At 48.3% G+C, this 13541-nt stretch carries 10 protein-coding genes; 4 read left to right on the forward strand and 6 right to left on the reverse strand.

All coding sequences use genetic code 11. The annotated features are described in order from the left end of the window. Positions 1–5 precede the first annotated feature (5 nt). The 3 genes from NI461_RS06835 to NI461_RS06845 form a co-directional block, all read right to left on the reverse strand. Entirely contained in the window at positions 6–383 is a 378-nt protein-coding gene (locus NI461_RS06835; protein ID WP_174659068.1) for a hypothetical protein, read from the reverse strand. A gap of 130 nt (positions 384–513) precedes the next feature. Further along, positions 514–3651 carry an efflux RND transporter permease subunit gene (locus NI461_RS06840; protein WP_253156845.1) on the reverse strand — a complete coding sequence of 1046 codons (3138 nt, stop codon included), beginning with the start codon at positions 3649–3651 and terminating at the stop codon, positions 514–516. A gap of 2 nt (positions 3652–3653) precedes the next feature. After that, complete coding sequence (locus NI461_RS06845) at positions 3654–4757, reverse strand: efflux RND transporter periplasmic adaptor subunit (RefSeq protein ID WP_174659066.1); 1104 nt, start codon at positions 4755–4757, stop codon at positions 3654–3656. A 147-nt stretch (positions 4758–4904) separates the two neighbouring features. Between NI461_RS06845 and NI461_RS06850 the strand changes: the two genes are divergently transcribed. From NI461_RS06850 to NI461_RS06865, 4 genes are all read left to right on the forward strand, one after another. Further along, entirely contained in the window at positions 4905–5531 is a 627-nt protein-coding gene (locus tag NI461_RS06850; RefSeq protein WP_174659065.1) for a TetR/AcrR family transcriptional regulator, read from the forward strand. A 140-nt stretch (positions 5532–5671) separates the two neighbouring features. Further along, positions 5672–8356 (forward strand): phosphoenolpyruvate carboxylase, encoded by a 2685-nt coding sequence (gene ppc / locus NI461_RS06855; protein ID WP_174659064.1) that lies wholly within the window; start codon positions 5672–5674, stop codon positions 8354–8356. Between the two features lie 297 nt (positions 8357–8653). Then, positions 8654–9952 (forward strand): solute carrier family 23 protein, encoded by a 1299-nt coding sequence (locus NI461_RS06860; RefSeq protein WP_151205632.1) that lies wholly within the window; start codon positions 8654–8656, stop codon positions 9950–9952. A gap of 96 nt (positions 9953–10048) precedes the next feature. Then, positions 10049–10954 carry a LysR family transcriptional regulator gene (locus tag NI461_RS06865; protein WP_174660529.1) on the forward strand — a complete coding sequence of 302 codons (906 nt, stop codon included), beginning with the start codon at positions 10049–10051 and terminating at the stop codon, positions 10952–10954. Here NI461_RS06865 and NI461_RS06870 read toward each other — a convergent pair. The 3 genes from NI461_RS06870 to NI461_RS06880 all read right to left on the reverse strand — a co-directional run bounded on the left by NI461_RS06870 (position 10951) and on the right by NI461_RS06880 (position 13435). Beyond that, entirely contained in the window at positions 10951–11688 is a 738-nt protein-coding gene (locus NI461_RS06870; protein ID WP_174659063.1) for a sulfite exporter TauE/SafE family protein, read from the reverse strand. The genes NI461_RS06865 and NI461_RS06870 overlap by 4 nt on opposite strands. Positions 11689–11844: 156 nt before the next feature. After that, positions 11845–12132, reverse strand: a complete 288-nt coding sequence (locus tag NI461_RS06875; protein WP_151205565.1) for a chorismate mutase — start codon at positions 12130–12132, stop codon at positions 11845–11847. Further along, positions 12113–13435, reverse strand: coding sequence for a hypothetical protein (locus NI461_RS06880; protein WP_253156847.1), 1323 nt, complete (start codon positions 13433–13435; stop codon positions 12113–12115). The genes NI461_RS06875 and NI461_RS06880 overlap by 20 nt, the downstream gene beginning before the upstream one ends. Between the last annotated feature and the right edge of the window lie 106 nt (positions 13436–13541).

The raw sequence follows: 13541 nt of genomic DNA on the forward strand, positions 1-13541 counted from the left end.
AGATTTTAGAAAACAGCTTTTCTTTGCGTAAATTTATGAATGCCTTTAAACCAAGCATTAATCAGGAAAATAAAGGCAATAAAGCTGAAGATGACACCAGTTACCGTACAAGCTTTTACCCAAAGCTGACTGTCCCAGGCAAAGAAAAACAGAGGAATAAACCACAGTGCTGCAAAGGCTGCCAGAACGATATAAATCACGATATTGCGCATGATCCACAAGGCCTGTGCCTGTAACCAAACTTCGGCATAATCCAGCTGGCTGACTTTACGTGCCAGCCAGTAGGCCAATAAACCACTGACCACCGTAAACAAGGCCAAAAACATGAACACATAAGCCATCCCCAGGGAACGTCGCATCTTGGTAAGAGTGTCTGAATTCATGTTTTTCAACCTTAGTGTGCTGTTCAGCACAGCGCCAAATTTACAGCAGCGTATCTTGTTCGAATTATTAAAATAGCAGGCCCTACTATATTGAAATTTTCAATATTTCGCACCTAAAATTATGACAAATTTAAACAGAATCTACACTTTTTCTTACTTTAAACCACTGCGCATATAAGGCAGGCAGGAAAAATAGCGTCAATAAAGTCGCTACAATCAATCCTCCCATGATGGCAACGGCCATCGGTCCAAAAAAGATACTCCGGGATAAGGGAATCATAGCGAGAACTGCCGCCAAAGCAGTCAGCACAATAGGCCGGCAACGGCGCACCGTGGCATTGATAATGGCATCCCACTGCGATTCCCCGGCCCGAATATCCTGTTCAATCTGGTCAATCAGGATGAGTGAGTTCCGCATGATCATGCCCGACAGCGCAATCGTGCCGAGCATGGCAACAAAGCCGAAAGGTTTATTGAAAATTAACAAGAATAAGACCACACCAATCAGCCCCAGTGGTGCGGTTAAAAACACAATCACAGCCCGGGAAATACTCTTGAGCTGAATCATCAGCAGAGTCATAACCACAGCTAAAAATAACGGCATACCAGCATTGACCGAACGCTGGCCACGGGCAGACTCTTCTACAGTCCCCCCTACCTCCAGCAGATAACCACTCGGCAGCTCAGTACGGATTTGGTCCAGCTCATCTTGCAACTGCTTGACCACCGTTGCAGGTTGCAACTGGCTGCGAATATCGGCACGTACGGTAATGGTGGGCAAGCGGTTACGATGCCAGATCAGACCTTCTTCAAAGCGATATTCAATCTTGGCAATTTGCGCCAGAGGCACCGCATGACCTGTTGCAGTCGGCACCGCCAGACTGCTGAGTGAACCGACATCGACCCGTTCAGCTTCATCCCCCCGCAACCGGATTTCAATCAGCTCGCGTTTTTCCCGGAACTGGTCTATGGCTGCCCCTGAAATCGAGCTGTTCAGGAAATTGGCCAGGTCTGTACTGCTGACTCCGAGCTGACGGGCACGGTCCTGATCAATCTCCAGCTGAATCATTTTGCTCGGCTCACCCCAGTCCAGATGGACATTGGTACTGTTCGGGTTTTGGCTCACCGTTGTCGCCACTTTCTGTGCCCATTCACGAACCTGAACCAGATCTTCTCCCGAAATCCGGAATTGCAGCGGATAGCCAACAGGTGGGCCATTTTCCAGTAAAGACACACGTGTCCTGACCTCGGGCAATAGCACCCGAATCTGGTCACTTAAGGCTGTGCGGATTTCATTCCGATCTTCCAGGGAAGAAGCCAATACTACAAACTGGGCAAAACTGGTCTGGGGCAACTGCTGGTCCAGCGGCAAATAGAAACGTGGCGAACCGATGCCCACATAGGCCACATAATTGTCGATGCCCTCCTGCTTGGACAGGAACTGCTCGACCTTCCTAACCGCTGCTTCGGTGGCTTTTAGTGAAGCCCCTTCTTCCAGTTTTAAATCCACCAGAATTTCAGCACGATTCGAGGGCGGGAAGAACTGCTGAGGAACCAGTTTAAACATCACAATCGATAAGATAAAAATACCCAGGGTCGCAGCAATCACGGTTTTGCGATAGGTCACACAGGTATTGACCCAGCGCCGAAAGCCCTGATAAAACCGGGTCTGATAAGGATCATGCACTTCCCCGGCCTGATGCACGACCGGTGCAGGTTCAGGCTGTTTGCGCAGACGTGCCCATATACGCTGATACCAAGGCGCTTTTTGCACTAAATCCTGATTAAAGTCCGGCAGCAGCTTGTCCCCCAGATAGGGCACAAACAGAACTGCAGCCACCCAGGACATCAATAAGGCAATGGTCACCACCTGGAAAATGGAACGGGTATATTCACCGGTACTGGACGCGGCTGTTGCAATCGGCAGGAAACCGGCAGCAGTAATCAAGGTACCGGTCAGCATCGGAAAAGCGGTCGTACGCCAGGCATGACCTGCAGCCTGTAAGCGATTGAAGCCCTGTTCCATCTTGATCGCCATCATTTCAATCGCAATGATAGCGTCATCTACCAGCAGACCGAGGGCCAGAATCAAAGCCCCCAGAGAAATTTTATGCAGCCCGACATCAAATAAATTCATGCCGGCAAAAGTCATGGCCAGCACCAGCGGAATCGAAAAGGCCACCACCAGACCGGTCCGGAAACCGAGAGAGAAAAAACTGACCAGCAGCACAATAATTACGGCCTCAGCCAGCACTTTCATAAACTCGTGGATACTGCGCTTGACCGCAACCGGCTGATCGGAAACTTTCTGTAGCTGCATGCCCAGTGGCAAGGTTTTTTGCAGACGGGCAAATTCCTGTTCCAGATTTTTACCCAGGGCAATAATATCGCCGCCTTTGCGCATCGACACCGCAATACCAATCCCTTTCTCGCCCATAAAGCGCATACGAGGCTGGGCCGGATCAGTAAAACCGCGATAAACCTCCGCCACATCTCCCAGCTGGATGGTCTGTCCATTGACATACAGTGGCAGTTGTTGCAGCTCTTCCACACTCTGCAATGCACCACTCACCCGAACCTGAATCCGGTCTGAGGCGGTTTCAAAAAAACCGGCATGGGTCATGGCATTTTGCTGCTGTAGTGCCTGTTGAATGGCAGTCACCGGAATACCGAGCTGGGTGGCTTTGGTATTGGAGATTTCAATCCAGATTTTCTGGTCCTGCAAGCCAATCAGTTCCACCTTGGCCACATCTTTAACACGCTGCAGCTGGAGTTGCAGACGGTCTGCATAGTCTTTTAGCGTGGCATAATCAAAGTCTGCGCCCTTGATTACATAGATATTCCCGAAGGTATCGCCAAACTCATCATTGAAAAATGGGCCTTGTACACCTTGCGGCAGTTCATGGCGGATGTCATTGATCTTTTTACGAACGTTATACCAAACATCGGCAACTTCATTGGAATGTAAAGAATCCTTGGCAATAAAGGTCACCATGGATTCACCCGGACGTGAATAGGCCATGATCCGCTCATATTGCCCGGTGGTCATCAGCTCTTTTTCAATCCGGTCCGTGACATGCAAAGAGACTTCCTTGGCGCTCGCGCCCGGCCAGTAAGTCTGTACCACCATGACTTTAAAGGTAAATGGCGGGTCTTCGCTCTGTGACAGCTTGGAATAAGAGACGATCCCGATCAGACCCAGCAGGATCATAAAATATAGCACCAGCCCCTTATTTTTTAAGGCCCATTCAGACAGGTTAAAGTTCATGTTTAACTCCCTGCCTGAATTGTCACGCTACGGTTTTCCCGATCAATCGGATGGATTTTCTGCCGTTCATGCAGTAGATGCACACCGCCCACCACCACATAATCAGTGGCATTCAGGCCACTTAATACCGCGACACTGTCACGGCCATAGGCGCCCAGTTGCACGGGCAGCTTCTGCACCGTATGGTCCGGCTTGACCATCATCACATAAGCCTGCTGTCCATGGGCAGACACACTGGACAGGGGCACACTCAATATATTGTCATGCTGGTGCTGAAAGAAGACCCGGGCACTTTGTCCGAGCTGAATCTGACTGTTGCCTTCGCGCAGGGCAACCTTGACCCTAAAGGTACGTGACTGATCCGCAGCAGGTGAAATCTCGCGTACAAAAGCGGCAAATTTCTCTTCGGGTTTGGACCAGAGCGTGACCTCGGCGGCCTGTCCGGTTTTGATTCCGGCAATTGCCTGTTCAGGCACTCCAATGACCACCTCACGCTCTCCGGCAATCGCCAGCTCAAAGGCTGCCTGACCTGCGGCCAGCACCTGGCCAACTTCGATATGGCGTGCGGTAATCACCCCCGTCTTATTGGCAATCAGCTGGTTATAAGCCGTCTGGTTCATGGCAGTCTCATAATTGGACTGGGCCTGTTTCAGATGAGATAAAGCCGCCTTGTATTGATTATCTACGGCGTCATATTGCGAACGACTGACGGCATTGGATGGCAAGAGCTGCTTGAAACGCTGTAATTCGTCTGATGCAACCTTACTGGCCGATTGCGCGCTTTCCAGCTGCGCACGTGCTGCATTGAGCTGTAACTGGGCATCTTTAATATCCAGCGTCGCCAGAACCTGGCCGACTTTGACTTGATCCCCCACCTCGACAAAACGCTGGGTGACCTGCCCCCCGACCCGAAAAGCCAGCGCCGTTTGCTGACGTGCCTGTACTTCTCCAGCATAACTTTTCAGTTCGTGCTGTGAATTTTTTGGCATCGTTACCATTACAAAAGGAACTTCCTGTTCGGTAGCCATCGTCTCTTTGCTACATCCGGCTAAGGCTATGCTACAAAGAATAATCATGCTGGCCAAAGCGCTCTGAATCCTGCTCATCGTGTTCGCTCTTATCTAATCATCATTTTTAGGGCAAAATAGGCTGATATATTAAACTGATCATTTTTTAATTAATATACCACTCGGTACACTAATTAAAATAGCACCCTTAATCATTGGCTATATTGATTTTTTTTGGATGAAGTTGTGCAAATACCTGTGGGGCGACCCAAAGATCTGGAAAAGCGTCAACGTATACTAGAGGCCGCCAAGGCACTATTTCTGGCGCATGGCTATCAGGGTTCCAGCATGAACCAGATTGCGCGTGCAGCCGGCGTCACGAAGCTAACGGTATATAACCATTTTCAGGACAAGGCGACCCTGTTTAGCTGCGCGATTGAACATACCTGTGAAGCCATTTTGCAGGAACATCCTCAAGTACTGACGCCAGACAGCGATTTTATCCAGGCGCTGTATCAAGTCTGCAGCCGCTCTTTAAATATTGCCAACCGGCCGGAAGCGATCAAGCTGGATCTGCTGCTCATGGAGCTGGCCGCAGAGCAAAGTCCGCTGACCGAACGCTTTTATCAGGCCTCGCATAGCAAGCTGCACCGGGTCTGGAATGAGTTTTTTTCCCGTGCCCAGCAATTCGGGCTGATCCGGGCAGATGAACCCCAACAGCAGACCGAACTGATGGTTTCTTTACTGATGGGCATGCGTCACCATCAAGTGCTGCTCGGCCTGTGCCCACCACCGAGCCAGACTGAACAGCATCAGATCATTCAGCAGGCGATTGAGATCTTTATGCTGAAATATGCCCCTGCTCCTGCCTGAGGACTTGGCTGTTTTTTATTCTCCTGTTCCAGATCTGCTAAAAATTACAGCAAAAATCCGCTAACTTTTAGCTTTATAGGGCTTGGATTGTCACCTATTCGGGGTATAGTCAAATGATGTTCTGGGAGGGAAACACAAGAATGATTCAACAGATTGATGCGCCACTACGCGAAGACGTACGTTTACTGGGAAACCTGCTGGGAGAAACCCTAAAACTCCATGCCGGACAAGATTTGTTTAATCAGGTCGAGCAGATTCGGGCTTTATCCAAAGGCGCACGTGATGGCCAGGTGGAAGCTGAAAAGCAGCTTGAACAGTTATTTCTGAGTTTGGAAGATCATGAAATCCTGCCTCTGACCCGTGCTTTTACCCATTTTCTCAACTTTGCCAATATTGCCGAGCAATACCATGTGGTGCGCCGCCGCCGTCAAAGCGAGTTTGATGAAACGGCTGAGTCTCCTAATCCGCTGGTACCCTTATTTGAAAAATTCAAGCAGCAGGACATTAGCGCAGACATCCTGTATCAACAGATCTGTGAATTAAAAATTGAACTGGTGCTGACTGCACATCCAACCGAGGTCAGCCGCCGTACCCTGATTCAAAAATATGATGACATCAATGACTGCCTGTCAAAATGTGACCAGCAGAAATTAACACCACGCGAGCATCAGGCTGTACTGAATGAACTGAAACAGCTGATCACCTCTGCCTGGCAAACGGATGAAATTCGTCAGCATCGCCCGACACCGATTGATGAGGCAAAGTGGGGCTTTACCACCATTGAACAGACCTTGTGGAATGCCGTACCCAAATTCATTCGTGAGCTGGATGGCCTGGTACAGGAACACTGTACCCAGCCTCTGCCTCTGAGCGTCGCACCAGTACGCTTTGCTTCCTGGATGGGCGGCGACCGCGATGGTAACCCGAATGTGACCCATCAGGTAACTCAGGAAGTACTTTGGCTGTCACGCTGGAAAGCCGCAGACCTGTACCTGCGCGATATTGAAGATTTACGTTGGGAACTCTCGATCCAGCAATGTAGTGAAGAGCTGCAACAGGCACTCGGACAAGCACATCCGGAACCGTACCGTGAATATCTACGTGATACCCGGGAACGTCTGAAAGCCACCCGCAACTGGCTGGCCGAGAAACTGCACAATAAAGATGCCGATGATAGCCGGGTCATCAAAAGCAAAGATGAGCTGCTACAGCCTCTGCTGCTCTGCTATCGCTCATTACAAGCCTGCAATCTGCCTGAAATTGCCAATGGCAAACTGCTTGATTTTATCTACCGGGTAAACAGTTTCGGAATCGAATTGCTAAAACTGGATATTCGTCAGGAATCGGGCCGCCATCGTCAGGCGATTTCTGCCATTACTGAATATCTGGGACTGGGTAATTTTGAAACCTGGACCGAACAGGCGCGTCAGAACTTCCTGTTGCAGGAATTACAGAGCAAGCGTCCGCTGCTGCCTAAACATCTGAATGAACCTGTAGGCAGCCTGATTCAACACCCGGATGTGCAGGAAGTCTTTGCCACCATGCGTACTCTGGCGGAACAGCCAAGTGAATGTCTGGGGGCCTATATTATTTCCATGGCGGAATATCCAAGTGATGTACTGGCCGTGCTGTTACTGCAAAAAGAAGCCGGCATTAAAACTCCGTTACGGGTTGTGCCTTTATTTGAAACCTTAAAAGACCTCGACGGCGCAGCCAGCACCATGTCGACCTTGTGGAATATGCACTGGTACAAACAGCATATTCAGGGCAAACATGAGGTCATGATTGGCTATTCAGACTCAGCCAAGGATGCCGGCTTTATGTCTGCCAACTGGGCGCAGTATCGTGCCCAGGAAGAGCTGACCGTGGTTGCCAAACAGCATGGCATACAACTGACCTTATTCCATGGTCGAGGCGGTTCAATCAGCCGGGGCGGTGCACCTACCCAGCAGGCGCTATTCTCGCAGCCACCCGGTTCAATTTCCGGTACCATCCGTGTCACTGAACAGGGGGAAATGATTCGCTTTAAGTTTGGTCTGGAAGGCATTGCCCTGCAAAATCTGGAAATTTATAGCGCAGCAACCCTAGAAGCCACCCTGTTACCCCCCCCTGAGCCTAAACCGGAATGGCGTGAACTGATGCACCAGATGACTGATCTGTCGGTTCAGGTCTATCGCCAGACAGTTCGTGAAAACCCTCATTTTGTCAAATACCTGCGCACTGTAACGCCAGAGCTGGAATTGCAGATGTTGCCACTCGGTTCACGCCCGGCCAAACGTAAAGTTAGTGGCGGGATTGAATCCCTACGCGCCATTCCCTGGGTATTTGCCTGGACTCAAATTCGTCTCATGTTGCCGGCTTGGCTAGGCACAGGCGCTGCCATTAATCAGGTGATCGATCAGGGGCAAAAAGAGCTGCTGAATGAAATGCTGCAACAATGGCCGTATTTCCAGACCCTGATTGATATGCTGGAAATGGTACTTTCCAAAGCAGATGGTCATGTGGCGCTGTATTATGAGTCGCATTTAACCGAGGATGAGGATCTAAAAGTCTTGGGCAATGAACTGCGTCAACGTTTAAAAGACGCAGTACAAACCCTGCTGGCGTTAAAAGGCGAATCAAAACTGCTGACCAGTAATGACATCCTGGACCAGTCCATGCGTGTGCGAAAGCCTTATCTGCTTCCCCTGCACCTGTTACAGGCCGAACTGATGAAACGCCGCCGCAGCTATCTGGCTGAGCAAAATGCCGAGCATACCCCGGTTGACCATGCCTTGATGGTCAGTATTGCCGGAATTGCTGCCGGTTTACGCAACACCGGCTAATCTGTTTGAGTTAACTAAAAGCACATCTACCCGATGTGCTTTTTTATTGAGCAGTCAATTGCAGAAATAATATTTATTTCATAAATCGAATAAAATTTATTTATACATGACATAAAGCCATAATCAATTAATCAATCCACTGATTTAGTTTTGTTTTTAATATAAATACTTTTACCGATTGGTAAATTATTTAAGAAAGTCAGTGAATTAATTTGAACAAAATACGACTGGCAGCAATTAAATCTTCTACAGAACCAGAGTATGATGTGCACAATTTATCTTAAGAGTGCTCATTTTATGGCCAACTGGTTTCCAAAATGGCGCCCCTATCAGGGCAATATTGATGCACGACCGGTAGGTACTGCAGAATATTTACCTCCTGCACAAACTGTGGTGCTTGGTGTCCAACATGCCTTTGCCATGTTTGGTGCAACCGTGCTGGCGCCTTTCTTAATGGGATTTGATCCCAATCTGGCCATTTTAATGTCCGGCATCTGTACCCTGCTATTTTTTCTGATCACCGGGGGACGTGTTCCAAGTTATTTGGGTTCCAGTTTTGCCTTTATTGGTGTGGTGATTGCCGCAACCGGTTATGCCGGTGCAGGCGGCGGTTTAAATCCGAATATCGGAGTGGCAGCAAGCGGGATTATTGCCTGCGGTATTTTATATGCCTTGATTGGGGTGGTGGTTATGGCCACCGGTACACGCTGGATTGAAAAACTGATGCCGCCAGTGGTGACTGGCGCTGTGGTCATGATCATTGGCCTGAATCTGGCACCTGCCACCGTGAAAAACGTGATGGGCAATGATTTCAACTCCTGGATGGCCTTGCTGACCGTGATGTGTATGGGGTCGATTGCCGTCTTTACCCGTGGCTTGCTGCAGCGTTTGTTATTGCTGATTGGTCTGCTGCTGGCCTATTTGGTCTATTACCTTCTGAGCAATGTCATGGGTTATGGCACCGCCATTAACTTCTTGCCGGTTCAGCAAGCCGCCTGGTTCGGTATTCCCGAGTTTCATTCTCCGACCTTTGATGCCAATGCCATGCTGATCATTGCACCGATTGCATTTATTTTGGTGGCCGAGAATCTGGGGCATATCAAAGCCGTAGGTGCTATGACAGGTGAAAACCTTGATCCGCACATTGGCAAAGCCTTCGTGGCCGATGGCATCGCCACCTCGCTTGCAGGCAGTGTCGGTGCTCCGGGTATGACCACCTATGGTGAAAATATCGGGGTGATGGCTGTGACCCGGGTGTACTCGACCATCATTTTTGCCGTGGCCGGTGTTTTTGCCATTTTCCTCGGATTATCGCCCAAGTTTGGTGCCATTGTGCATACCATTCCAACCGCCATTCTGACCGGGGCATCGATTGTGGTATTTGGTCTGATTACCATTGCTGGTGCAAAAATCTGGATTGAAAACAAAGTCGATTTTTCACAAAATAAAAACCTGATGGTCGCAGCCGTGACCATTATTCTGGGCACAGGAGACTTTGCCCTGAACTTCGGTAATTTTACGTTGGGCGGTATTGGCACAGCAACCTTTGCAGCGCTCTTTCTGAACTGGTTCTTTGCTTTGGGTGAAAAAAAATAAGCCAGATTCATATAAAAAAAGCAGCCATAAGGCTGCTTTTTTTATATCGCCAGAATTGTTTAAATAGGCTTAATCTTTTATATGAGCATCCTGCCGATGCGTCTGGATTTTTTTGATTTACGTCTTTTTCTCAATATAGTCGATACCGGTAGCCTAACCAGAGGGGCTGAACGCTCTGCCATTTCTTTACAAGCGGCCAGTGAACGGATTAAAAAGCTGGAACAGCAATATCAGGTCAGTCTGTTCAGCCGCCATTCGGGTGGGGTAAAAATGACTTTTGCAGGACAGGTCTTTGCTGAGCATGCCCAAGCCCTGTTGCAACAAGGACAACAACTGTCTCAAGCCATGGCCGGCTTTAGTGAAGGACTCAACTCCAATATCAGCTTATGGTGTAACTCCTCAGCACAAAGTGAGTACCTGCCCCTATTATTACCCCAGTATTTGGTAAATAATCCAAATATCCAGATCGATTTAAAAGAAGCAGAAAGCAATGACATCATTGCAGCTTTGGTGAGCGGCACTGCCAAGCTAGGACTGATCTCTAGCTTTTTTCCTGCACCCCAATTACAGACTCTGGAATTTTCAGATGATCCTCTGGTACTGATCTGTCCTGAACAGCATGATTTGGCAACGAATCCGGCATTAAAATTAGCAGACTGTCTGAATTATCCCTTTGTGGGCTTGATGCAATATTACTCTTTGCAGCAGTCGATTGAAACCCAGGCTCGCTTGCTGAACTGTGAGATTCAATACCGCTTGCGCTTACCGAATTTTGCGGCCATTGCCCAAGTTGTAGCCAATGGGGTAGGTATTGCAATTATGCCAAAACGCGCTGCACAACATTTATCAAAACTCTATGCATTTCAGCAAATCCAACTGACCGGAGATTGGGCCAACCGTAAGTTATTGTTAGCTGCAAAGAGCTTTGATGAACTGAGCACGGCCTATCAGCACTTTAGCCAGTTCCTCATTTCTGCGGATGTACAAAAAATCCTGAATTAAATCCAGCCGAATTGATGCAACGCCATATAGCTGCCTAAGGCAATCAGGCCGATAAAAAATACGGTACGGAATGTCTGTTCAGGGATACGGGAACGGATGTTCTTGCCGAACCACATTCCGATCAAGGCAGGAAGCAGTGCAATTGCGGACATGGCATAATCAATCGGTATATCTTCTACCGGGTTTCGGTGCAGGAAAATGGCCAAACATACCGTCGAGGTAGTAAATACAAGACCCAAGGCCTGTACCAGATCATCACGTTTTAAATGCAGGGTCTGCAAATAAGGCACCACTGGAATCACCACCACACCCGTCGCCACGGTCAAGGCACCGCCAAGATATCCCATCATCGGAGAAAGCCACGTTTCATACTGGCTTAAATCTGGCATCCGTTTCGCCAGTAAACCATATAGACCATATAGGGCAAGCATCGTGCCCAATAAGGCTTCACTGTGAAATTCAGAATGGCCTAACGTCGGAAAAACACTCCAGACCGAACCCACGATAATGCCGGCCAGCAATAGCCAGAAACGGCGAATCAGTTTCAGCACATGACCTTCAGCAAAGAGTTGCCAAAAATTGGTCAGCATTGAAGGTACAATGAGTAAAGTTGCTGCCTGAAATGGACTCATAAATATAGTCAGCAACCCCATAGACACCGCAGGCAAACCCAAGCCAATGGTGCCTTTAATCAGACCAGCCAGCGCAAAAATAGCAATAACAAAAGCAGTCATCTGATGACCCTAAATTGATTTAGGTCCATGCTATAGAAATCACGGATAGAGAAAAATCAGGGTTTTAAGAAAGAAGCCTCAAGTAAATCTTGAGGCTTTAGATAGATGTGCTGAAAATTAGCAGACGGATCAGCGAAAATCGGATTTAAAACTGGTTTAAGGACGAAATTCTTTTAGCTCCCGCTGAATAAAATACTGGAACATTTCCCGGTACAGATGCTCAATAAATTTCTGGTCCACACCCTGCTGTTGGGCCAAAGCCCTTACCTTTTCCACAATCTGTTCCATACGCTCCGGTGATTGCAGATCGGTTTCAGTTTTTTTAAAACGTGTGGTTTGATCAACATAGAATTGACGCGCAGCAATCAGCTCAACTAAAGCTGTATCAATGGCATCGATCTGGTGACGTGCATGTTGTAATGATTCAGCTTTGATTTTTTCCATATTGATTCAGTTCATGCTCAGTTTGATTATCACTTTTATACTTTTCTTCTAACACATTACTGAAAATACTTTCAATCATCCAGACACGATATAGGCTATTAAATGTGTAACTTTGCCCTTCAATCCGCAATTCCAGCACCGGGAAATCAGGCTGGGACTTCATTTCACACAAAGTGTCGTTTTCTTGTAATTTGGTCTGAATATCTTCCTGAGTCAGCTCGTCCAGCTTCAACTCCTGTTGTAGGCGCTTGATATGCGGCGCATAGGACAAGTCATAGCCACGCGTCCAGACGGCTTGCAGAATTTGGTACATGGCATCAATGCGCTGCTCTTCTGGACAGCTATAGAATAACTGTGCCATCGGTACAATGGCCTGCTCAGTCGGTCGGCAAAAAGGGGTAAATTTGACCTCGGTACGTTTGGATAAACGGGTCGCCAGATTCCATTCAAACCAGTCCCGTCCACGATAGGATAAGGGATAGACATTCAGCCGGATATTATAAAAATCGGCCAGCTCTTCCTTGATATAAGCCAATAACAGCCAGGAAATCGGATCTTCCAGCGCAATATACAGATCCAGTTCCGGATTCATTGACTGGATTTCATTCAGCTCTTCTGCATCACTGATCAAATGCTCACGCCATTCAATATGATTGATCAGGAAAATCGGATTATCGGTCAGCAGCTTTTGCTGTTTCAAGCGCCGGGTCAGACGCAGTAAATCATCTACCGCATGATACTGACGTCCGCCAAAAGTGAAATAGCTGGCCAGAATAGGGGTGGTATTGAAAATCCGTTCAGGAAAATTTTGCGCGGCATGATGGCGACTGGCCATGATATATAAGGTGCGTAATTTTCCGTTCTGTTTTTGCCACAGCATATGAAACACATCTTCGAGCAGATACAGAAAATTCTGTCCACGTAAGGGGGTGTTTTTCAGAATGACTGCGGCCTGTTTCAGGGCTTCCGGACTGGGCAGCTCAGGCTTATCGTGAAAGCTGAAACGATGCTGCTTGGCCAGAATTTTCGCATCATGAATGCAGTAATGCTGCCATTCATCAAAGGACATCTGGTTGGGGGGTTCAGCGCGCTGTTCGGAAATCACGACTTTGAGAGGCTTGAGCTGCGGGCTTAAGATCTCTTCCAGCTGGGGCAACTGCTGTACGGCCAGATAACTATAGACATCATCCAGTCTTAAATGGATGCTGAGACCATCTTCAATAGATAACACCGCTTGACGAACTGGCTTCTGGTAAAACCAGCTCGATCGGATTGGATCAAACCAACGGCGTAACAGGGACATGAGATCAGCCTCGAATAATGTCTTGTCGTGCCAACCCCTGCTGGCACGCTTGCGCTATGCAAGCCCCTATTATGAAGAGATTTGCATAGAGATATAAGTCTTGTGC

Source organism: Acinetobacter sp. S4400-12 (assembly GCF_024129495.1).
Lineage (GTDB): Bacteria > Pseudomonadota > Gammaproteobacteria > Pseudomonadales > Moraxellaceae > Acinetobacter > Acinetobacter lwoffii_C.

Coding starts and splice junctions, on each gene's coding strand:
- NI461_RS06870 (WP_174659063.1), bottom strand. CDS start 11,688: ATGACTGCTTTTGTTATTGCTATTTTTGCGCTGGCTGGTCTGATTAAA.
- NI461_RS06880 (WP_253156847.1), bottom strand. CDS start 13,435: ATGTCCCTGTTACGCCGTTGGTTTGATCCAATCCGATCGAGCTGGTTT.
- NI461_RS06875 (WP_151205565.1), bottom strand. CDS start 12,132: ATGGAAAAAATCAAAGCTGAATCATTACAACATGCACGTCACCAGATC.
- NI461_RS06860 (WP_151205632.1), top strand. CDS start 8,654: ATGGCCAACTGGTTTCCAAAATGGCGCCCCTATCAGGGCAATATTGAT.
- NI461_RS06865 (WP_174660529.1), top strand. CDS start 10,049: ATGCGTCTGGATTTTTTTGATTTACGTCTTTTTCTCAATATAGTCGAT.
- ppc (WP_174659064.1), top strand. CDS start 5,672: ATGATTCAACAGATTGATGCGCCACTACGCGAAGACGTACGTTTACTG.
- NI461_RS06840 (WP_253156845.1), bottom strand. CDS start 3,651: ATGAACTTTAACCTGTCTGAATGGGCCTTAAAAAATAAGGGGCTGGTG.
- NI461_RS06845 (WP_174659066.1), bottom strand. CDS start 4,757: ATGAGCAGGATTCAGAGCGCTTTGGCCAGCATGATTATTCTTTGTAGC.
- NI461_RS06835 (WP_174659068.1), bottom strand. CDS start 383: ATGAATTCAGACACTCTTACCAAGATGCGACGTTCCCTGGGGATGGCT.